This window comes from Vibrio sp. 10N.222.52.C12, from assembly GCF_041474215.1.
Taxonomy (GTDB): domain Bacteria; phylum Pseudomonadota; class Gammaproteobacteria; order Enterobacterales; family Vibrionaceae; genus Vibrio; species Vibrio crassostreae_C.
This window is the reverse complement of sequence record NZ_JBFRTR010000145.1, coordinates 1-668: the sequence shown is the minus strand read 5'-3', so window position 1 is coordinate 668 and position 668 is coordinate 1. Positions and strand designations below refer to the sequence as shown.

The following is a 668-nucleotide window of genomic DNA, read 5'->3' as shown; positions in this document are numbered from 1 at the left end:
TCCTTTGGCAATACCACCAATCAGCTCAGCAGTGGTGGCACGTTACAGGTCATTGACCCGGATCACGACCAAGCCGGTTTTATCGCACAAACCATCACCACCACCGAAGGTGGTCAGTTCAATATCAACGCACAAGGCCATTGGTCATACAACATTGACAATGATAAAGTCCAACATTTAGGCGCAGGGGAAAGCTTCCAGCAAACCTTTACCGTTGAATCTATCGATGGCAGTGCTAAAAAAGATATCACAGTGACCGTTCATGGCACCAATGATGCGCCAGTTGCGTCAGCTGAAGTACGTTTAGCGAATGGCTTGGAAGATAGCAAAATTGTCCTCACCTCAGCACAGCTTCTGGCTAATACTAGCGATGTTGATGACAACGATATTGGCAAACTATCCATTGAAAACCTACAGGCTGACCATGGTGCTATTGCGTTAAATGCCGATGGCACGTTCACTTTTACCCCAGAAAAAGACTACAACGGAGCGGTGCACTTTAGCTATGATGTCAAAGATGCCCACGGTGGTGTGACACACACTGGCGCATCAACGACGCTCTCGGCTGTTGGCGATAAAGCCCAAATCGCTGGCGTTGATACTGGTTCAATAACCGAAAACAGCGCGGGTGTCGACATGTCACCCGACCATGCTCACTCAGGCATCGC

The 668-nt window shown here is 49.0% G+C and carries 1 protein-coding gene; it reads left to right on the top strand.

Annotation, left to right across the window (positions count from 1 at the left end):
* Positions 1-668 (top strand): VCBS domain-containing protein (locus AB4623_RS21705; RefSeq protein WP_372147357.1); only part of this gene is annotated, 668 nt, incomplete at both ends.